18 protein-coding genes, 1 tRNA gene and 1 pseudogene are annotated in these 20,026 nt (G+C 70.9%); 15 read left to right on the forward strand and 5 right to left on the reverse strand.

The window, feature by feature from the left end:
* Positions 1-82 precede the first annotated feature (82 nt).
* Positions 83-595, reverse strand: a complete 513-nt coding sequence (locus tag ACIPSC_RS07555) for an MFS transporter (RefSeq protein WP_400824101.1) — start codon at positions 593-595, stop codon at positions 83-85.
* Positions 504-1,172: pseudogene (locus ACIPSC_RS07560) on the reverse strand (MFS transporter); the annotation flags it as partial. The pseudogene ACIPSC_RS07560 and the gene ACIPSC_RS07555, both read right to left, overlap by 92 nt.
* Positions 1,173-1,444: 272 nt before the next feature.
* Between ACIPSC_RS07560 and ACIPSC_RS07565 the strand changes: the two are divergent.
* The 3 genes from ACIPSC_RS07565 to ACIPSC_RS07575 all read left to right on the forward strand — a co-directional run bounded on the left by ACIPSC_RS07565 (position 1,445) and on the right by ACIPSC_RS07575 (position 4,031).
* The gene (locus ACIPSC_RS07565) at positions 1,445-2,041 is read left to right on the forward strand and encodes a TIGR03086 family metal-binding protein (RefSeq protein WP_400824011.1); all 597 of its coding nucleotides are present in this window, start codon (positions 1,445-1,447) and stop codon (positions 2,039-2,041) included.
* Positions 2,042-2,244: 203 nt separating this feature from the next.
* Positions 2,245-2,664, forward strand: a complete 420-nt coding sequence (locus tag ACIPSC_RS07570; protein WP_400824012.1) for a YciI family protein — start codon at positions 2,245-2,247, stop codon at positions 2,662-2,664.
* Positions 2,637-4,031: an RNA polymerase sigma factor gene (locus ACIPSC_RS07575; RefSeq protein ID WP_400824013.1), complete on the forward strand. Its 1,395-nt coding sequence runs from the start codon at positions 2,637-2,639 to the stop codon at positions 4,029-4,031. The genes ACIPSC_RS07570 and ACIPSC_RS07575 overlap by 28 nt, the downstream gene beginning before the upstream one ends.
* A gap of 57 nt (positions 4,032-4,088) precedes the next feature.
* On the opposite strand, the gene ACIPSC_RS07580 is transcribed toward ACIPSC_RS07575, so the two are convergent.
* Positions 4,089-5,267 carry a hypothetical protein gene (locus ACIPSC_RS07580; RefSeq protein WP_400824015.1) on the reverse strand — a complete coding sequence of 393 codons (1,179 nt, stop codon included), beginning with the start codon at positions 5,265-5,267 and terminating at the stop codon, positions 4,089-4,091.
* A gap of 526 nt (positions 5,268-5,793) precedes the next feature.
* Between ACIPSC_RS07580 and ACIPSC_RS07585 the strand changes: the two genes are divergently transcribed.
* The 6 genes from ACIPSC_RS07585 to ACIPSC_RS07610 all read left to right on the forward strand — a co-directional run bounded on the left by ACIPSC_RS07585 (position 5,794) and on the right by ACIPSC_RS07610 (position 11,080).
* Complete coding sequence (locus tag ACIPSC_RS07585) at positions 5,794-6,258, forward strand: phage tail protein (RefSeq protein ID WP_400824017.1); 465 nt, start codon at positions 5,794-5,796, stop codon at positions 6,256-6,258.
* A gap of 132 nt (positions 6,259-6,390) precedes the next feature.
* Positions 6,391-7,668 (forward strand): ABC transporter substrate-binding protein, encoded by a 1,278-nt coding sequence (locus ACIPSC_RS07590; RefSeq protein ID WP_400824019.1) that lies wholly within the window; start codon positions 6,391-6,393, stop codon positions 7,666-7,668.
* Positions 7,665-8,597, forward strand: a complete 933-nt coding sequence (locus ACIPSC_RS07595; RefSeq protein ID WP_400824021.1) for a carbohydrate ABC transporter permease — start codon at positions 7,665-7,667, stop codon at positions 8,595-8,597. The genes ACIPSC_RS07590 and ACIPSC_RS07595 overlap by 4 nt, the downstream gene beginning before the upstream one ends.
* The gene (locus ACIPSC_RS07600; protein WP_400824023.1) at positions 8,594-9,424 is read left to right on the forward strand and encodes a carbohydrate ABC transporter permease; all 831 of its coding nucleotides are present in this window, start codon (positions 8,594-8,596) and stop codon (positions 9,422-9,424) included. The genes ACIPSC_RS07595 and ACIPSC_RS07600 overlap by 4 nt, the downstream gene beginning before the upstream one ends.
* 37 nt (positions 9,425-9,461) lie before the next feature.
* Complete coding sequence (locus ACIPSC_RS07605) at positions 9,462-10,649, forward strand: ABC transporter ATP-binding protein (RefSeq protein ID WP_400824025.1); 1,188 nt, start codon at positions 9,462-9,464, stop codon at positions 10,647-10,649.
* Between the two features lie 296 nt (positions 10,650-10,945).
* On the forward strand, positions 10,946-11,080 hold the full coding sequence (locus tag ACIPSC_RS07610) for a hypothetical protein (RefSeq protein ID WP_400824028.1): 135 nt from the start codon (positions 10,946-10,948) through the stop codon (positions 11,078-11,080).
* 45 nt (positions 11,081-11,125) lie between these two features.
* Here the strand turns inward: ACIPSC_RS07610 and ACIPSC_RS07615 are convergent, their stop codons facing one another.
* Complete coding sequence (locus ACIPSC_RS07615; protein ID WP_400824031.1) at positions 11,126-11,632, reverse strand: ArsR/SmtB family transcription factor; 507 nt, start codon at positions 11,630-11,632, stop codon at positions 11,126-11,128.
* A gap of 57 nt (positions 11,633-11,689) precedes the next feature.
* Here ACIPSC_RS07615 and ACIPSC_RS07620 point away from each other — a divergent pair, with 57 nt between their 5' ends.
* The 3 genes from ACIPSC_RS07620 to ACIPSC_RS07630 all read left to right on the forward strand — a co-directional run bounded on the left by ACIPSC_RS07620 (position 11,690) and on the right by ACIPSC_RS07630 (position 14,827).
* Positions 11,690-12,622 (forward strand): S41 family peptidase, encoded by a 933-nt coding sequence (locus ACIPSC_RS07620; protein WP_400824033.1) that lies wholly within the window; start codon positions 11,690-11,692, stop codon positions 12,620-12,622.
* Between the two features lie 209 nt (positions 12,623-12,831).
* Positions 12,832-14,031 (forward strand): hypothetical protein, encoded by a 1,200-nt coding sequence (locus ACIPSC_RS07625; protein ID WP_400824036.1) that lies wholly within the window; start codon positions 12,832-12,834, stop codon positions 14,029-14,031.
* 28 nt (positions 14,032-14,059) lie between these two features.
* Entirely contained in the window at positions 14,060-14,827 is a 768-nt protein-coding gene (locus tag ACIPSC_RS07630) for a hypothetical protein (protein WP_400824038.1), read from the forward strand.
* Between the two features lie 216 nt (positions 14,828-15,043).
* On the opposite strand, the gene ACIPSC_RS07635 is transcribed toward ACIPSC_RS07630, so the two are convergent.
* Positions 15,044-15,117, reverse strand: a tRNA-Met gene (locus ACIPSC_RS07635).
* 264 nt (positions 15,118-15,381) lie between these two features.
* Here ACIPSC_RS07635 and ACIPSC_RS07640 point away from each other — a divergent pair.
* Genes ACIPSC_RS07640 through ACIPSC_RS07650 form a run of 3 tightly spaced genes read left to right on the forward strand, consistent with a single transcriptional unit; the run spans position 15,382 to position 19,954 of the window.
* A complete protein-coding gene (locus tag ACIPSC_RS07640) occupies positions 15,382-16,581 on the forward strand; it encodes a hypothetical protein (protein ID WP_400824040.1) in 1,200 nt (399 codons plus the stop codon).
* On the forward strand, positions 16,578-17,714 hold the full coding sequence (locus tag ACIPSC_RS07645; RefSeq protein WP_400824042.1) for a caspase family protein: 1,137 nt from the start codon (positions 16,578-16,580) through the stop codon (positions 17,712-17,714). The genes ACIPSC_RS07640 and ACIPSC_RS07645 overlap by 4 nt, the downstream gene beginning before the upstream one ends.
* On the forward strand, positions 17,711-19,954 hold the full coding sequence (locus tag ACIPSC_RS07650) for a DUF2278 family protein (protein WP_400824044.1): 2,244 nt from the start codon (positions 17,711-17,713) through the stop codon (positions 19,952-19,954). Before ACIPSC_RS07645 ends, ACIPSC_RS07650 begins: the two co-directional genes overlap by 4 nt.
* Positions 19,955-20,026 lie beyond the last annotated feature (72 nt).

Consider the following 20,026-nt stretch of genomic DNA (forward strand, 5'->3'; position numbering starts at 1 on the left):
CCCTCGACCAACATCGCACCACCCAACGGGCCGGGCGGAGTTGAGCCCGCCCGGGCCACCCTGGCCGGCCGGTGCGCCCGCGTCACCCCGGTGCGCCCGGCGCCGTCTCGGCGCTGTCGTGGGAAGCGCGGCCGGAGGGCAGGACGGCCAAGGAGGCGATCGCGAGGGCCGCAGCCACCACGCCAACGCCGTAGAAGGCGGTGCGGAGGCTGGTCGCCGACGCGGTGAGCCCGACCGCGGCCGGCCCCAGGACGAACCCGCCGTACCCCAGGGTGGTGACGACCGAGATCGACGACGCCCGGAGCTCGGGCGCGGACCGGTCGCCGGCCAGGGAGAGGATCGTCGGCGCGCACACCGACGTCCCGAGGCCCGCGACGACGACGCCCGCCAGCATCGCCGCAGGCGAGGCGGCCAGGGCGGCCGCCGCGGTGCCCGCGCCGGCGACACAGGCGCCGCCGGCCAGCAGGGTGCGGCGCGGCCGCCCCCGGACCGAGCCGGAAGCCGGAGCGCAGCATGACCGCGCTCCAGCTCTGCCACGCGTTCTCCACGAGGAAGGCCAGTGCGCACAGCACCCCGAGCAGCAGAAGGCGCCGATCGACGACCGGGGCCGTGCGCGGCCCGCGCGGGGAACGGACCGGCGCTGCCCCGCGGTCGAGCGTGTGGATCCCGACGGCCGCGGCGGCGATCAGGGCGGACGCGCCTGCGAGGAGCGCTCCGGCCGGTGCTCCGTGCCCGAGCGCGAGGCCCGCGGCGACCGCCGCGGCCACCACGGCCGCGGAGAAGGACGCGTGGGCGAGGTTCATGAGGGGGCCCGACCGGCGCTCCTCCTCGGCGGCCAGCGCGTTGACCGCGACGTCCATGGCGCCGGAGGCGGCGCCCACCACCGCGAGGCACACGACGAGGAGCGTCTCGCTGCGGGCGAGCACCGGCAGCAGTCCGGCCGCGGCCATGGCCAGGACGCAGAGCGCGGCGGCCGGCCGGCCGTACCGGTCGACGGCGGCTCCGGCCACGCGCATCGAGCAGAGCGCTCCCAGGCCGATCATCAGCACCGCGACGCCCAACTCGCCGTCGCTCGCGCGCGCTTGCTGCTGCACCTCCGGGATGACGGCGCCCCAGGTGCCCCAGAAGGCCCCGAAGGCGGCGAACCCCGGCAACGCTCGCAGTCGCCCCACTGAACGCGCCCTTCGATCGGCCCCGCCGCCGGTGCTGATTCCCCCCTGGCCCGCCCGCGAACCGGGCCGCCCAGCGCCCGACGGATCCGGATCCCGGGTTGACCGTCAGCGTTCGACGGATCATCAGGCAACTTTCACCGGAACGCCGTTCGGCCGGAGCACGGTGATCTGCTCCGGCTTGCACGACATGTCAGCGCTGGGCCCTAAGGTGAGGGTGAACGTTCTCGTTACCGCTGTGATTTCGACCATTTCGACATCGGGGGAGACAACGCATGTCCGTTGACGGGTTCAAGCTGTTGGCCGAGGCGCACGAGTACCTGCTGGCCGCGGTGCGCGGCGTGCCCGAGCAGGCGTGGGGCGCGAAGACGCCGTGCAGCGAGTGGACGGTCCGCCAGATCCTGCACCACGCGCGGCTCGACCAGCAGGCGCTGGTCATGCAGATCACCGGGGAGCCGCCCGCGGGCGACCCGTTCGAGCCCGAGGACGCGCTGGCGTCCGACGGCCGGGACGCCACTGCCCAGCTGGAGACGGTGCTGAGGGCCGCGATGAAGGCCTGGGAGTCGGTACGGGAGGCCGAGAGCGTGCCGACGCCGATGGGCCCCATGCCCGCGAACGCCGGCACCGCGGTCGCCGCGCTCGACGCCGCCGTCCACGCGTGGGACATCGCGCGGGCCACCGGCCAGGACCTCCCGCTCACCGAGTCCATGGCCGAGCGCCTGGATGCTCCGGCCGAGCAGACCGTCGACTTCGTCCGCGACAACTTCGGCAAGTACGGCCCCGCGGTCGACGTCCCCGCCGGGGCCGGCCGGGCCGACCGGCTGCTCGCCTTCACCGGCCGCGACCCGCAGTGGCGTCCCCGGTCGGTGTGAAGCGGCGCTGCGCCCGGAGGCGGGCGCCGGCCCGGGCCGGCGCCCGCCTCCGGGGCCGGGAGCGGCGCCAGGACAGGGCCGAGGGGGCGAAGGACGGAAATCCGGTGGCTCCGGGTTCCTCCGTCGTGTCGATCCGCGGCCGCGCCGTTCGACCTGGGATAGAGAGGGTCGGACAGCGCCCCTCCGGACGAAGGAGAACAGCCATGGCGAAGTACATGTTGATCATGCGTGGCAATGACGAGTCGATCGCGAAGATGACGGAGACGCCCTTCGAGGAGATGCTCGCGACGATGGGCCGCTACAACGACGAGCTGATCCGCGCGGGCGTGCTCGTCGCCGCCGAGGGCCTGGACGACGCCGCGCAGGGCGTGGTGGTCGACCTCAGCGGGGAGGCCCCGGTCGTCACCGACGGCCCGTACGGTGAGACCAAGGAGCTGTTCGGCGGCTTCTACATCCTCGACGTGGCGTCCAAGGACGAGGCGGTCGAGTGGGCCAAGCGGCTGCCGCCCTTCCCCGGCACCAAGATCGAGATCCGGCGCGTGCCGGGGATCGACGAGTTCCCGCAGGACAACGAGTGGATCGTCAGGGAGCGGGCATGGCGCGAGCGGACCGGCCAGCTCTGACACCCGTGACGGCGGACGGCACGCCGGGCGACGGCACGCCGGACGACCGCCCGCAGGGCCCCGGCACGCCGGACGACCGCCCGCCCGGTGCCGAATCGGCCCGGCGGGCGGTCGACGCCCTCTGGCGCATCGAATCCGCGCGGATCATCGGCGCCCTCACCCGCTACACCGGGGACTTCGACCTCGCCGAGGACGTCGCGCAGGAGGCCGTGGCCCAGGCCCTGGTGGCCTGGGCCCGCGACGGCCGGCCCGCCAACCCGGTGGGCTGGCTGCTGGCCACCGCCCGGCGCCGCGCCGTCGACCACTTCCGCCGCCGTGCCGCCCTCGACGACCGGTACGCCGCCCTCGCGGGCCGGCTCGTCGAGGGCGGGGCGAGCTCCGGCGCGGAGCCCGCAGCGGACCGGTCGGACGACCTGCCCTGGGACCCGGACCGGATCGAGGACGACGTCCTCGCGCTGATCTTCGTGTCCTGCCACCCCGTGCTCTCGCCCGAGGCGCGCGCGGCGCTGACCCTGCGCGTGGTCGCCGGCCTGTCCAGCGCAGAGATCGCCCGCGCGTTCCTGGTGCCCGTGCCGACCGTCCAGGCCCGGATCACCCGGGCGAAGCGGACCATCTCGGCAGCCGGCGTGCCCTTCGAGCTGCCGCCGCAGGCAGAACGGCGCGAGCGGCTCGGCGGCGTCCTGGGCGTGCTGTACGTGATCTTCACCGAGGGCTCGACGGCGACGACGGGCGACCGGCTGCTGCGAGCCGATCTCGCCTACGAGGCGATCCGGCTGGCCCGGACGCTGGCCTCGCTCCTGCCCGACGAGCCGGAGGTGTTCGGGCTGCTCGCGCTGTTCGAGCTCACCGCCGCACGCTTCCCCGCGCGCACCGGTCCCGACGGCGAGGCCGTCCTGCTGGAGGACCAGGACCGGCGGCTCTGGGACCGTTCCGCGGTGCGGCGCGGCCTGGCGGCGATCGACCGGGCGACAGCCGCCGGGCGGGGCCTCGGCCCCTACGGCCTCCAGGCGGCCATCGCAGCCTGCCACGCCAAGGCCCCGTCGGTCGCGGAGACCGACTGGGAGCGGATCGTGCTCCTCTACGAGGCGCTCGGCCGGGTCGCCCCCTCCCCCGTCGTCGAACTCAACCGGGCGGTCGCCGTCGCCATGGCGACGGGCCCGCAGGAGGCACTGGACATCGTCGACGAGCTGGTCGCCGCCGGCCGTCTGTCCGGCTCCCACCTCCTCCCGAGCGTGCGCGGCGAGCTCCTCGCCCGGCTCGGCCGGACCACCGAGGCCAGGGCGGAGCTGGAGCTCGCCGCCCGCCTGTGCGGCAACACCCGCGAGCGCGCCGTCCTCCTCCGCAAGGCCGCCGCCCTCGGCCGGTAGCGCCCTGCAGAACGACCACGTGCCCGGAACACCGGCCGCCCCCGGCCCGCCGAGCGGCTATCGCCGATGCGTGCCCGGTCGGTGGGCATCGCACAGCCAACCGGCCGGGTAGAGCCGGGCCTCGGCCCCGCAATGGGTCCGGCCCGCCGAACAGACCCCTTCGCGGACCGAGACCAGGGGCGGTCGGGGGATCGGCACCGGAATGCCGGCCGCGGGGAGCCAGAGGGCATCGCCCCCGTCCCGCGGCGGCAGGTGCTCGAAACGCCGCTTGCGTCGCACGGCCCGGTCCACCACGCACTGCGCGTCCCGCGGCCGCCCCCTGCGGGTGGCACTCCGGGTCGCCGGCGCCTGTCTCGTGTGGTCGTCCTCGGCGAGGGTGCCGCCGCTGTCGAGGTACGTCTCCAGGTCCGGGGCGGGGGCCCAGAACCGGTGCAGCGCACGGCCGGCCTGCACCGTGAGGGGGACGTAGGAGCCGTCCGCGATGTCCCGGACGAGCGCGTCGAACTGCCGCGGCCTCGGATTCCACCGCGGGTGGCGGCGTCCACAGCTCCCCTGCCGGCGCTCGGGGCACGGCGCGGGCATGCGCTCGCAGAGCTGCAGGTCGAGGGTGCGCACCCCACCGCGGACCAGCAGGTCGCGGTCGTCCCGTATCGCGGCCGCCGGCAGGTCGTCCGCGCGGGTCCAGCGGACGACGTCGATCAGCGGGGCCTTCGCGTCCACGGTGTGCCAGACCGTGGTGATCCCGTCGGCGCTCGCGACGGCGTCACGGCTGCGCACGGTGGCGGCGGTGATGTAGGAGAGCTGTGCCTCGAATCCGTACTGCTTTCCGCCGGCGCCCGTGACGAGGACATCGGTACGCCGCCTGCCGTCTGCGCCGACGGCGTCGACTTCGGCGGTGTGGCCGCCGCTCACGGCCGCGCGGGCGTACCGCTCCTTGTACGCCTTGTGCTCGTCGCTCTCCCGGTGGTGGCTGTCGTGGTGGGGGTTGTGGTGCGCGGCGATGCGCGCGCCCTGGCGTTCGTAGACGTACATCCATGCCGAAACGCCGCGCACGGTCAGGCAGTCCGGGCAGTAGAGCCCGCGCCGGTGAACGGGCCGCCGGTCGGCGAGGAGTCGCTGCCAGAGGTCCGGGTGGTCGGGGTGGCCGAGGTCGTCGCGGTCGAGGTCGAGGGGGGCGTTGACGAGGGTGCAGAAGACGGGGTTGCGCTTGGAGGTTTCGCCGTCGAAATCGTCCATGGCATCTCTTTTCTGCCTTCGGCCACCGAGGTAGGGTCGGCGGGCAGGGACCGCAGGAGAGCATTCAATATTCACACTGCCGAAGTCCCCCTGGATCCAAACAGCCGGCGGCGGATTGTCCGAATTCCGTCGGCCCCCCGCCGCCCGGTTCCTGGAATTCCGGAGATTTCCACCCGCTGCGGAGTGTTTGCAAGCGGCCGCCGGGCCCCGGACCGTCGAGAACCGGCCAACACGCGGCACGGCGGGGGAGGAAATCCCGCCGGTCACGCCTGCCGGAGCAGTGACTTGTGAACGGGCAAGGGCGCTCTCCGAGCCGTTCCGGTGCCGCTGGATCAACTCCGACACGCACCCGCCCTGCCGACCGGTCATCACCGCAGACGCCGCATACGATCACCGCATCGCACCCTCCCGCCGCCTCGACGAGCGGACCCCGGCCTTCACCTCTCGGCGCCCGGCCTGCTGCCGCCGGCAAGCCGCCCGGCCGGCGATTCGGTCGGCCACCCGCGGCAACGAGAAAGGACCCGCCATGTCCTACACCGTGGATTTCGACACCGTCTCGACCGTCGGCCTGGAGTCGTCGCCCGTCGCGGCCGCGCTCGCCGGTTTGCGGGCGAACGAAGCCCGCTACTTCAAGAACAAGTACGACCACGTCTTCACGGTGGAGCCTGCGAGCGAGGCCGCGACGGTCGTCGACTGGGTACACCGGATCCTCAAGGAGGAACGCGAGATCGTCATCGCGTCCCGGCCCCTCGAAGCCACGGCCTTCCAGGTCGACGACATCCGCATGGCCTACGTCTTCTACGAGAGCGGCCTGTCCGTCAACGTCATGTACACCATCGACGACCCCAAGAAGCGGGCGGTCGGCTTCAAACTCTCGGACGGAATGGAGATTCCCGAGGAGCTCGCCTCGCGATTCAAGTTCGCGCGGCAGCGGTCGAAGCTCGCCGGCACCATCCGCGGTTCGTACTTCGTCCTGAAGAACGAGTACTGACACGCACCTGACGCCCGTCGAAGGCTCCTCCGTTCGGATGGTCGCCCCGCGTGGCGGGCCCACCGCCGAAGCGGCGGCGCGCCGCACCGGGCTAGCGTCGTCGAGTCCGTCCGTCACAGTTCCGGGAGAGCGATGCCGGGTATCCGCGGGTTCCGCTCACGGTGGTTCACCGCCGCTGCGGGCCTGTTCGTGCTCGCGCAGGCCCTGACGGGCTGCGGCAGCAGCGGGCAGGGCGGACCGGTCACGCTGAACTGGTACAACTTCCCGGACGACTCCGGGGCCCTCCAGCAGGCCGCCGACCGCTGCGGTCAGCAGTCCGGCGGCCGGTACACCATCAGCTACAACAAGCTGCCGCGCGGCGCCGACGGGCAGCGCCAGCAGCTGGTGCGCCGGATGGCCGCGCACGACGCCGAGGTGGACATCCTCGGTCTGGACGTGACCTGGCCGGCGGAGTTCGCCCAGGCCGGCTGGATCCGCGAGTGGACCGGGCCGATGAAGGAGCAGGCCACCGCGGACACCTTGGACGCGGCCGTGCGGACCGCGACCTGGCAGGGGCGCCTGTTCGCGGCGCCGTACAACTCCAACACGCAGCTGCTCTGGTACCGGGACGACCTGGTGCCGACCCCGCCGAAGACCTGGGCGGAGATGCTCGCCCAGGCCGGCGCGCTGGCCGAGCAGGGCAAGCCGCACTACGTGGAGATCCAGGGCGCCCAGTACGAGGGCCTGACGGTGTGGTTCAACACCCTGGTCACCAGCGCGGGCGGCTCCATCCTCACGCCGGACGCGCAGGCACCCTCACTCGGTCCGCCGGCGGTGCTGGCCGCGAAGGTGATGCACGACACCGCGACGTCGGCGGCCGCCGATCCTTCGCTGCCCAACCAGATGGAGGACGACAACCGGCTGGCGATGGAGTCGGGGACGGCCGCGTTCGAACTCAACTACCCCTTCGTCTACCCGTCGATGAAGGCCAACCAGCCCGAGCTGTTCCCGCACTTCCGCTGGGCCCCGTACCCGTCGGTGCTGCCCGACCGGCCGGCGACCGTCACCATCGGCGGGATCGACCTGGCCGTCGGCGCGTACAGCCGGCACCCGGACCTCGCGTTCGAGGCCACCCTGTGCCTGCGGGACCGCGAGAACCAGCTCACCAACGCGCTGAAGGGCGGCCTGCCGCCGTCCCTGCGCAGCCTCTACCAGGCGGCCGAGCTCACCCAGAGCTACCCGTTCGCCGCGGACGTGCTGGCCGCGCTCGACAACGCCAGCGTGCGGCCGCAGACCCCCGCGTACCAGAACGTCTCCATCGCGATCTCGCACACCCTCTCGCCGCCCGCCGACATCCATCCGGAGAGCACCGTGGCCGACCTCCGCGGGCAGATCGAGGACGCCCTCGGCTCCAAGGGGCTGATCCCGTGACACCTGCCACCGCACTCGGCGACCGGGCCGGGAAGAAGACCGCGGAACTCTCCGAGGGCGCCCGCCAGGAACGCCGGCTCGGCCTGCTGCTCTGCGCGCCCGCCGCCGTCGTGATGCTGGCCGTCACCGCCTACCCGATCGTCTACGCGATCTACCTCTCGCTGCAACGCTACGACCTGCGGTTCCCGCAGCAGGCGCACTGGGTGGGACTCTCCAACTACGGCGCGGTGCTCACCTCGCCGTTCTGGTGGCAGGCGCTGTGGGTGACCGTGCTGATCACCGTCGTCTCGGTGGCGATCGAGCTGGTGCTCGGCATGGCCCTCGCCCTGGTGATGCACCGCGCGGTGTTCGGCCGCGGCACCGTCCGCACCGCGGTCCTGATCCCGTACGGCATCGTCACCGTGGTCGCCGCCTACTCCTGGCAGTACGCCTGGACGCCCGGCGTCGGCTACCTCGCCGCGCTCCTGCCGGAGGGCAGCGCCCCGCTGACCGACCAGTGGCAGGCGATCGGCCTGATCATCCTGGCCGAGGTGTGGAAGACCACGCCGTTCATGGCGCTGCTGCTGCTCGCGGGCCTCGCCCTGGTGCCGGAGGAGACCGTCCGGGCCGCGATGGTGGACGGCGCGACGTTCTGGCAGCGGCTGCGGCTGGTGATCCTGCCGCTGATGAAGCCGGCGATCCTGGTCGCCCTGCTGTTCCGCACCCTGGACGCGTTCCGCATCTTCGACAACATCTACGTGCTGACCGGCGGTGCCAACGACACCGGATCGGTGTCGATCCTCGGCTACGACAACCTGTTCACCGCCCTGAACCTGGGCATCGGGTCGGCGATCTCGGTGCTGATCTTCCTCTGTGTGGCGGTCATCGCCTTCGTCTTCATCAAGGTCTTCGGCGCCGCCGCGCCGGGTGGCGAGCCGGAGCGCCGATGAGCAGCCGCACCCGTACCCTGACCAGCTGGGGCTTCGCCAACCTGATCGTCATCCTGTACGCACTGTTCCCGGTGTGGTGGATCGTGGCGCTCTCGTTCAAGGACCCGAGCACCCTCACCGACGGCGACTTCATCCCGCGCGAGTGGACCTGGGAGAACTACCGGGGCATCTTCCAGACCTCCGAGTTCACCCGCGCGCTGATCAACTCGATCGGCATCTCGGTGATCGCCACCACCATCGCCGTCGTGCTCGGCACCATGGCCGCCTACGCGGTGGCACGGCTCCGGTTTCCCGGCAAGCGGCTGCTGATCGGCGTATCACTGCTGATCGCCATGTTCCCGCCGATCTCGCTGGTCTCACCGCTGTTCAACATCGAGCGCGCGCTGGGCATCTTCGACACCTGGATCGGTCTGATCATCCCGTACATGACCTTCTCGCTGCCGCTGGCGATCTACACCCTGTCGGCGTTCTTCCGCGAGATCCCGTGGGACCTGGAGAAGGCCGCCAAGGTGGACGGTGCCACCCCGTGGCAGGCCTTCCGCCTGGTCATCGCCCCGCTGGCCGCGCCCGGCGTCTTCACCACGGGCATCCTGGTCTTCATCTTCTGCTGGAACGACTTCCTGTTCGCCATCTCCCTGACCTCGACCACCTCGGCCAGGACCGTACCGGCGGCCATCGCCTTCTTCACCGGCAGCTCGCAGTTCCAGCAGCCGACCGGATCCATCGCCGCGGCGGCGGTGGTCATCACCATCCCCATCGTGATCTTCGTCCTGCTGTTCCAGCGCCGCATCGTCGCCGGCCTCACCGCCGGCGCAGTCAAGGGATGAGACCGCGCCCCACCGGGCGGGACCAGGAAGGCGAACCGTGGCCGAGATCGTCCTCGACGGCATCACCAAGCGCTACCCCGACGGCGCGCTCGCCGTCCGCGACTTCAACCTCACCATCGCCGACGGCGAGTTCGTCATCCTCGTCGGCCCCTCCGGCTGCGGCAAGTCCACCACCCTCAACATGATCGCGGGCCTGGAGGACATCACCGAGGGCACCCTGAGCATCGGCGGACAGGTCGTCAACGACCGCGCCCCCAAGGACCGCGACATCGCCATGGTGTTCCAGAGCTACGCGCTCTACCCGCACATGAGCGTCCGCGACAACATGGGCTTCGCGCTGCGCCTCGCCAAGGTGGACAAGGCCACCATCGCGGCCAAGGTCGAGGAGGCCGCCCGCATCCTCGACCTGACCCAGCACCTCGAACGCCGGCCGGCCAACCTCTCCGGCGGCCAGCGCCAGCGGGTCGCGATGGGCCGCGCCATCGTCCGGGACCCGAAGGCGTTCCTGATGGACGAGCCGCTGTCCAACCTCGACGCCAAGCTCCGGGTCCAGATGCGCACCCAGATCGCCGCGCTCCAGCGGCGCCTGGGCACGACCACCGTCTACGTCACCCACGACCAGGTCGAGGCGATGACCCTCGGCGACCGGGTGGTCGTCATGCGCTCCGGCGTCGTCCAGCAGGTCGGCTCGCCGCAGCACCTCTACGACGCACCGGTGAACCTCTTCGTCGCCGGCTTCATCGGCTCGCCCGGCATGAACTTCCTGGCCGCGACACTGGAGCAGAGCACCCTGCGTACCTCCCTCGGTGACCTTCCCGTCGACGACGGCACGCGCCGCGCGCTGGAGCAGGCGAACGCGCCGCGCGACGTCATCGTGGGCATCCGCCCCGAGGACTTCGAGGACGCCGCGCTCGTCGACGACCGCGGCGGCAGTCCCGTCTGCACCGTCACCGTGGACGTCCGTGAGTCCGTCGGCTCCGACGTGTACGTGCACTTCACCGAGACCGGGGGGCCGGCTCACTCCGAGGAGCTCGCCGAGATCGCCGCGGACTCCGGCCGGGCGGACACCGGCATGGGCGAGCACCGCCTCGTCGCCCGTCTGAACACCGCCACCCGCGCCACCGAGGGCGCCCAGCTGGACCTGTGGATCAACACGTCCCGGATCCACGTCTTCGACCCCCGCAGCGGCGCCAACCTGACCCGGCCGGGTGAGGCGGCGACCTGAGCTCCGCCCGGGTGAGGCGACGACCCGACCTCCACCGACTCCCGAGAATTACGGCGGGGTATGCCTTCGACGAGCGGGCGGCGGGAGCCGGGGCTCGCGGGGGCGGGGCCGGACTCGCGCCACGCCGGAGGATTCCCCGTCCCTGACCGGGAGTTCACGGAGGGACGCTGATGCCGCCGCACGGATCCGACGTACCGGCCGATGCCGTGCCCGACACGCCGGCCGACCGACCGGCCGATGCGCCGCTGCACCGCCGCTGTCGTGGACCGGAAGCGTCTTGACGGGGGGCGGGGGCAATGAAGCGGTTCGCGCGAAGCGTCGCCGGGCAGTTCACCATCTCGGCGGTGGCCTGCGCGGCGCTGTTCGCGACGGTCTGGGTACTGGGGGCACTGGTCCTCGACGCGCTGGTCGGACCGCTCGACGAACCCTAGCGTGCGTGCCGGCCGGCCGAGGCGCTCGGCAGATCGCCGTCGGCCCTACGCACCGGCCTGCCGATAGAGCGTCACCAGGAGGCCGTGCACCGGCTCGCCCTCCGGATCCTCCTCCGTCTCGTCGACCAGTGCCTCCAGCGCCGCGGCGAGCCGTGCCGCCTTGGCCGGGCTGAGCCGGATGTGGCGGACGCTCAGGAGGTGGTCGGCGGGTGAGCGGTCCAACTCCTGGGCCACGGCGCCGAGCAGCGCGGCCGTGCCCTCGGCCTGCGGTTCGGCGACGAGGAGTCGCTCGGCGGACCGCCGGTAGTACTTCTCGGTGCCGCCGCGCACCTGTCGCGTTCCCGCGTCCTGGACCAGCCCCGCCTCGCACAGCACCCTGAGGTGATGGAAGACGCTGCCCTTGTTCGCCCCCAGCTGTGCGGCGAGCCGGCTGATCGTCGACGGCCGGGCGCTCAGGGCGAAGAGCAGGCGCTGGCGCATCGGGTGGGCGAGTGCGGTGTGCTGAAGGGCGGTGCTGATCCGCTGGACGTCTTCACCTGGTTGCCGGCTCACCCGATCAAGCGTTAAGTGTGTTTGACGCTTTGGCAAGTCGCTGGTCTACTCCCTCCCATGACCTCCACCACCTCGTCACCCGCGCTGGACACCGTCGCCGTCGTCGAGTCGATCGCCGACCTTGTCGCCGGGAATTACGTCTTCCCCGATGTCGCCCGGGAACTGGCGTCCCTGCTGCGGAACCGGAGTGCCGAGGGCTCCTACCGGGCCGAGTCCGCCGAGGAGTTGGCCGAAGCTGTCACCGAAGACCTGCGGTCCGTCAACGGCGACCTGCACCTGGCCCTCAAGCACCACGCCGTGCCGGTGCCGCGGGAGCGGGGCGAGGCGGCACTCGCCGCGATGCGGAGAGAATTCGACGCGTCCCTGAGCGGTGTTCCGCGCGTGGAGCTCCTCGACGACGGCGTCGCCGTCCTGGAGATCGCACCCAAGATGTTCCCGCTGGCCTGGGCGGCACAGCCACTGGCCGCGGCACTCTCGCTGGTGGCCCCCGCCCGCGCCCTCATCCTGGACCTGCGCCGCAACACCGGCGGCGATCCGGACACGGTCGCCTTCGTCTGCGGCTACCTGCTCGACGGCCGCACCCACCTCAACACCATGGTCTCGCGGCAGGGGGAGGTGGCCGCGCAGTCCTGGACGCCCCCGTTCGTCCCGGGCGCCCGCTTCGGCGCCGACAAGCCGCTCTACGTGCTGACGAGCGCAAGCACCTTCTCCGCGGCCGAGGAGCTCGCCTACGACCTGCAGCAGCTCGGGCGCGCCGAGGTCGTCGGGGAGGCCACGCGGGGTGGCGCGCACCCGCGCGACGGCTGGACGGTGCACCCGCACCTGGAGCTCAGCGTGCCCGTCGCCCGCGCGGTCAACCCGGTCTCGGGGACCAACTGGGAAGGGACCGGCGTCCGGCCCGACGTGCCGTGCGACCCCGAGGCGGCGCTCGACCGCGCCCTGTCCCTGGCCGTGGCGCGTCTGAGGGGGCCCGCGGCGGCGTCGCGTTGACGCGTCACCCGGCACTCTCGGCGCGCAGCTGCTGGGCGGCCTCCTGACAGGCATCGGCAGCCCGGGCGAAGCGGTCGAAGAGAACTTCGAGCTGCTCGGGCGATCATCGTCCCAGAACCTCACCGATCCGCGTAACGAACCCGCAACTGGTTGGTGAACAGCCGTCGACAGCCACGCGCCCTCGCCACGTCCCTGACACTCTGTCATATGTGGTTCCCGCCAATGCGTTCGAAGAGCCCCCACTCAGAATTGCGGGCAAACGCCCGTTCTTCCTGGCCCGCCGGCGGTTCCGGCAGATCACCGCCATCCCCTTCGCCGTCCTCGTGCTCGCCACCACGGGACTCGCCCTCACCGGCAACCTCCCGGTCCCGGGAGTGCCCGTAGTCGAACTGAGGGGGCGCGTGGCCTCCAAGGCCGACCTCTTCACGGATCCGCAGGTGCAGCGGATCCTGATGCGCCACCGGATCAAGGTCACGGTGGACGTCGCCGGGTCGCGCCAGGTCGCGGAGGGCGACCTCGATCAGTACGACTTCGTCTTCCCCTCCGGGCAAGCGGCGGCCGACACCATCAAGTACCGCCGGGAAGAGGCGCACGCGTACGCCAGGATCAAGCTGCCGTTCGCCAGCCCGCTCGTCATCGCAACCTACCGGCCCTACGCCGAGGCCCTGGTCGCCAAGGGGGTGGCGGCGCCCCAGGGCACGCCCTCCGCCGGCACCTTGTACTACGACCTCGATCTGGCCGGGTTCCTGGACCTCGCCCGCACCAACACGACCTGGAACGACCTCGGGATCGCTCCGGGCAGGATCGTCAACAACAACGTCGTCGCCGCCTACACGTCCCCGTACTGCGACTCGAACTCCGCGGAGACCTACGTCAGCCAGGTCGCCTTCACCCAGAACGGCGACCGCACACCGGACGACAAGTCCGCCGGCGCCGTGGGCGAGGCCATCAAGCCGCTGCTGGAGGCCCAGGGACGCCCGGCCAGCGACCGCTTCGACTCCTTCATCAACGGTGAGGACTCCGTGCCCACCCCGGTGGTCTACGAGCACCAGTACCTCGCCTACCAGCTCCGCCACGTGGCGGCGAAGGGCGGACCCGACACCACGCGTGTCCTGCTCTACCCGGACAGCGTGTTCCTGACCGAGCCGCGGATCATCGCCCTGAAGCCCCGAGCCGACGAACTGGCCGACCTCGTCGACTCAGATCCCGAGTTGCGCCGACGAGCAACCGAGCTCGGCTTCCACGTGGGCCAGGACACCCACGGCCAGGACCTGCTCCAGGCCTTCCTCGGAAGCCGGCACCTGCCCGCACCCGCCACGGTCAACCGGACCCGCGCCCTCCTGCCCCCGCCCGACGTCCTGGAGACCATCCTCCAGGCCGTCGCCGGCTGCAAGCGCATCCTCTCCTGACCGCCCCTGCGACAAGGAAACGACGGCCATGTCCAAGCTCTGGTTCGGCGAGTGGTGGCTCCCCCTGTCCATCTGGGCAGCCGCTGTGGCGAGCCTGGTCTTCCTGGTCGTGTACTGCTCCCTGGAACTGCGCGCCCAACGGATCACGGGACTCGACCTCACCCAGGGCATCTGCGTCTACCTGGACGATTCCGCCATCACCGACAGCTACCAGATGGGCCGTCACTCCGCGGCCCTCGTCCAGGCGGTCGAGCACCAGACCAACGGCAGCTACACGCTCAGCGCCGCCACCCCGGACGGCACGCTGGGCTTCGAGCGGACACGGGGCGAACAGCTGATCACCAACTACGTCCGGACCCACACCCCCATCGAGGTGATCGGCATCCTCGTCGACGCCATCGAAAAGGGGAACGGCATCGTCCACGCCAACCTCAAGACCGGCACCATCCGCAGGAACGCGGCTCTGGTCAAACTGCTGAGTGACCTCGGCCAGTCCGACCCGCTGCCCAAGAGCACCCTGCTGAGCCACGTCGAGGACTACGTACTGGTCAAGGGACGATTCCGGCTGGCCGCCCGGACCTCCGCGGACCCCAGCGGCACCACCGTCTTCATCGCCTCCTACGCCGGCGCCGACTCCGCCGTCCCCTCGGCCCGCATCCGCCTGGCCTGCGCCAACTCGGGCCTGCGCCAGCACACTCCCGACACCGAGTTCTCCGGCAGCTGCCTGGGGAAGATCAGGGGCTGGAACGCCGAGGACGGCGCCCTGGACATCCACCCGGTCGTCGTCTTCCAGTAACCGGGCAGCGGGGTGTCGCGGCTGAATCCGGGCGCCGACATCGTGTCCTCACCCGATGCCCGGCTGCTGCAACTCACCACCAACCCCGGACAGGAACCGGGCCGGTGACCGTGACGCGTCGGTGATCGGGACCCGAAGCCGCCGCGGCTCGAATGCATTCCAGGCGCACACAAAGAGAACGGCCCGGAGCATTTCACTCCGGGCCGTTCATTCTCGTAGCGGGGACAGGATTTGAACCTGCGACCTCTGGGTTATGAGCCCAGCGAGCTACCGAGCTGCTCCACCCCGCGTCGGCAGGAGCAACAGTACAGCCTGACAAACGCGGATTGCAAAACCGGGCCGCTCAACGCCACCGGCGCACTCGCGCGATTCCTCCCCCGAACCACCTGGCATCTCGTCGGCCAACCACCGGTCCGGGACCACCCGGACGCAGGATTCGCACCAGCCCACGGAGGTTGCGGCGACCCATGTAGCGGGCTGCCGTGGACGCCTATGCTGGAAACGAGAGCCCTCTTCGGCGACGTGAATCCCGACCCGTTCCCACGGAGGCTGCCATGCCCGTCGTCTTCGTCCACGGTGTGAACAATCGCGCAGGGCCCGGCTATGACCACGCGGTGGCCGCGCGCGACGCACTCTTCAAGTCGGTCTTCCTGCCAGCTGCAGGCCTCTCCGACACCGACGTGATCAGTCCGTACTGGGGAGACAGCGGCGCGCGGTTCGCATTCGACCTCGGCTGCGTGCCCACCGGGCGGGAAGGCACCATCGAACTCGGTCCCGCCGGAGCTACCTCCATGTCCTTACTGGCAGCGGCGGCAGCCGCCGCCACACCAGAGGCGTCGCAACCCGGCACCGTGCTCCTCACCCTTGCCCGCCGCGACTTCGTCGCGGCCGTCGACCTGTTGTACGCGGCCACGGCCCAGGATGCCGCGGGCGCCGAGCCGGAGCTGGCGAGGTTCGCCGCCGGGCTCGCCCCCTACGCACTCGACCACGACCAAAGACCGCCGGACTGGCTCGCCCAGGTCACCGACGACCAGGACTTCGTCGTCACTCTCCAGAGGGAAGTACGCCGCGCAGCGCCGGAACCAGAGCCGACCGGTCCGCCGACAGTGGTGCTGGGCATCGCTGACACGCTCTGGGAGCGGGCGAAGGAAGGCGCCGACCACCTGGCCCACGAGGTCGGATCGTTCCTGGGAAAGCCCGCCTGGAACGCCGTCCGGGAGCTGGTCGTGCCGACGGTGCCCCGTTTTCTCGGGGATGTGTTCGTCTACCTCAATGAGGAGCGTGACCACAGCGGCATGTCAGGGCCCATCGGCACTTGTGTCTTCGAGGCCCTGCGCAAAGGGGCGAGCGGTCGCACCCCGACCGACCCGCTGATCGTCGTCGGACACAGTCTGGGCGGTGCGATCGCGTACGACGTGCTGTCCAGCTCGCGTCCCGATGTCCAAGTCGATGTGTTCTGCACGGTCGGGTCGCAGGTGGGGTTGCTCGAGGAGATCAAAGTACTCGCGGCAAGCGACGCCGCCGTCACCGCCGCGACAGGCCGCACGGTGGCCAGGCCTTCCGCTGTTTCGCACTGGATCAACGTGTTCGACTACAACGACGTGTTGTCCTACAAGCTGGAGCCGGTCTTCTCGGGCGTGGCGGACTTCAGCTATCCCAGCGGGGATCTGCTGCATGCCCACGGAGCCTACTTCAACCAGCCGTCGTTCTTCCGACGCCTGGGGATCCGCGTACAGGAGGCACTGCGGACATGACCTCGTTCGTCGACGGCAGAACCTCGGGTCCGGCCCTGCACGCATTCGTGATGGGCGTCGGCGCCTACCGGCACCTGCCCGGCGGAGCGGGCCCTGTGCTGAAGAATCCTCTGGGACTCGGCCAGGTCCTGGAACCGCCGCTGTCAGCGCGGGCGTTCGTGGACTGGCTCACGAACGACTACCCGGAGCAGGCGATACGCCCGCTGGGAAGCATCGAGCTGCTGATGTCTGCGGACGGCGGCTACGCATACAAGGGGCGGCCGGTGGAGCCGGCGACCCTGCCCGCCGCGCAGAGCGCGGTAGCCCGGTGGTTCGAGCGATGTGACAGCGACGAGGGAAACATCGCCCTCTTCTACTTCTCCGGCCACGGCCTGGAGCGGGACCACCAGTACCTCCTGCTGGAGGATTTCGGCCAAGCACCGATGGACCCCCTCGCGATGAGCATCGATATCAACGGGCTCTGGGACGGCATGGCCGGGTGCCGGGCGAGTACCCAGATCTTCATCACGGACGCGTGCCGTCAGGTGACCTGGGAACTCATCAAGACGTTCAGCACCCGCGGGAACCCCCTCATACCTCCCGTCCTTGGCGGCAATACCCACCGCAATGCCCCGATGATGCTCGCCACGCGCAAGGGAGACGTGGCGATGGGCGCCCCCGGCGAAGTCACCTACTTCACGCAGGCGCTCCTCGCCGCCCTGAGGGGGGCCGCCGGCGAGGACGCAGGGAACGACAAGTGGGTGGTGTCGTACTTCCGGCTCGCGGACGCCGTCCAACGACTACTCGCCTACGGACCGTACGGGCCGACCTCCGGTGACCGACAACAGAGCCGTATCGGTGGTGAGTCCCAGAACATGGTTCTGCTCCGGCTCGCAGGTCCCCCCGAGGTTCCCCTCCGGATAGACTGCGTGCCCCCGGAGACCGCCACGGTCGCGGCGCTGGAACTCACCTCACAGTTGCGGAACGTCGCACGCACCCGCACCCCGACTGCCGGGTCGTGGCAACTGGAGGTACCAGCGGCTCACTCCTACCGGCTGGCCGCGACCTATGTCGACGCCTGTCACCCCGCCTGGTCGCATCCTGTGGCGGTGCTGCCACCGCTGGCTCAGCTGGATGCGGAGGCGACGCCATGACCGGCCTCGTGATCCACCTCGACGTCCCCGGCGCTCCGGAGGGAGCGGTCGTACCCCTGGAGATCCTGAACCTCAACACCGGCCGTACAGTGCACGCCGTCGCCCGCTGCGGGATGACGACCGAGGTGGAGACCGACGCCGCCCCGCTGTACGTGCAGGCGACACTCACCGACGGGCAGGCCCTCACCGCCTTCGCCGACGCTCACGAAAGCACCCGTCTTCGGCTGGCACCACCGAGCACGACCACCCAGGGCGCGAGGTCTCCGATGAGCGAGCACCCGGCGCCCGAAACCGTTGCCCAGGCACACATGGCCCATGCAGAGCCGTACCGCGGCGCATGGGCATGCCTGTGGAGGCCATGCCGCCGGGGCGCCGGGGGATCTGACGGTGCCGGCTGGGAGTCGGTGCCATTCAAACCGATCGACCTGAGTGAGGAGTCGACCGGGCTCGGGTGGCGGATCATCGAAGCCGCGGGGTGTGCTCTGGAGGTCGGTGGTGATGTGATTGCGCAGCGGTCCGTGATCCTGCCTCCGGCGGCGGCACTCACCGTCACTCTCATGCGCACCACAGGTGGAGCTCCGGACTTCGACGCGGGGTACGCCCTACGCGTCCGGAGCCGCGATGAGCAGGCCGAGGCCCTACTGGCGTACAGCACGGCCGGTCAGCTGACCTCGGCGGACATCATCGCCCGGCACTATCTGGCCCCGGCCGAGAGGGTGCTCGATTCCAAAGCCCTCAGCCCCCTCGGCGCGATCATCGGGGGCTACTACCTGCTTCGTTCACGCTCGCTCGGGCAACAGCACGACTGGCCCACGGACCTGGCCGACCGCTACCCGCGGCTACCGGACGCCGCGTGCATCCGTATGGGCCAGCTCCTGCAGTCGCCCGAGCCTGACCGGTCGGAGCTGCACGCGCGTGCCCTCCAGGCCGTCCGGGCCGGCCTGCCCTCCTACACCGACGGGCTGCGGTGGCTCTACCGCACGACAGGCCTTCTGTGTTCCGTCATGGAGGACGACCAAGAGCTTCAGGACGTTCACCGAACGCTGCGAAGCTACGCGGACGCCGCCGACTGGGATGCCGCACTCACCAGCTTCCGAGGAAGTCCTGTGCAGCCCACCGTCGAGCGGCAGACGGGTCTCCCTCGGAACACCTCGGCTGCGGAAGGGATGGTGCTCCTGACCGAGGACCGGCTCGGTCACCCCGACAGCGCCCCGCCGGAAGACCGCTGGGGACCGGCGGGGGAATACGGTGTGCTCTCGGCCGCCGTCGTCGACCGGCGTCGGGCGGACACCGACGGAGGGCACTACCAGATACACCTGCGGGACTCACTCGGCACGGACTACCGAGCTGCGGTCGACGTGCTGCCCAGACCGGATACACCCCTGCTCTACCTCGTCCTCGACGACTTTCGGCATCCGCTGACCACTCGGCTCCCGACGCTGGCCGACGGCTGGGCATGTGCCACGACCGACGTCGCCGGCCTCGACTTCGTTCGGGGCAACCTGTTCGACCCGGGCGATCTGCGCACCCTGGAACCGGAGCTGGCGCCATTCGTCAACGATCTCCAGGACCTGCTCGACGCCCACGTCCAGCAGGCGATCGACGATCCGAGGGCGGTGGTCCACGTGTTCGGCCGACGATTCGGGCCCGACGCCCATCACCCCGACGAGCCATTCGGCTTCCTCCCCGGCAACGGCGTGTACGACATCCACATGAACCAGGGCAGTGCCGGGCGATTCCGCGGGGACGACCGCGTGGGCGAGGACGGCGGACTGCTCATCCACCTTGCCGGCGAGCAGCGATGGGTCGCGATCTTCCTCGCGTTCGTGTCCCAATCCTGGTACACGGACAACCTCACCGGCCACACTGCCCACACCCTCCCGCCCACCCCCGGTTCGCCGATACGCATCGTTTCGGCACTGGTCGGCCCGGTCGGCGTGATGCTGGGTGTGACGCCCGCGGCCGAAACCGTCACGCTGGTCAACGCAACCAATGCCGCGGTCGACCTCAGCGGGTGGCGCCTCGCCGACCAGCAGAGCCATTCGCTCCGGCTGCCTGCCGAGTCCTTGCCGGCCGGGGCCGAGATCACCGTGGCGGCGCAGGGGGCGTTCAAGCTGGGGAACCACGGTGGTGTGATCGCCCTGCACGATCCGACCGGCGCCAGGGTTCACAACGTCTCGTACACCAGTCATGAGGCTCCGGACGCAGGCGGGATCATCGCCTTCGGTACGCCGGAGTGACCGCCGGGATTCGTCGCCGGCCCTCATAGCGGGTACGGGAGGCGACCGCGGGGTTGGGGCCCGCGGCCGCTG

Origin of the sequence: Kitasatospora sp. NPDC090091 (assembly GCF_044747365.1) — a bacterium.
Lineage (GTDB): Bacteria > Actinomycetota > Actinomycetes > Streptomycetales > Streptomycetaceae > Kitasatospora.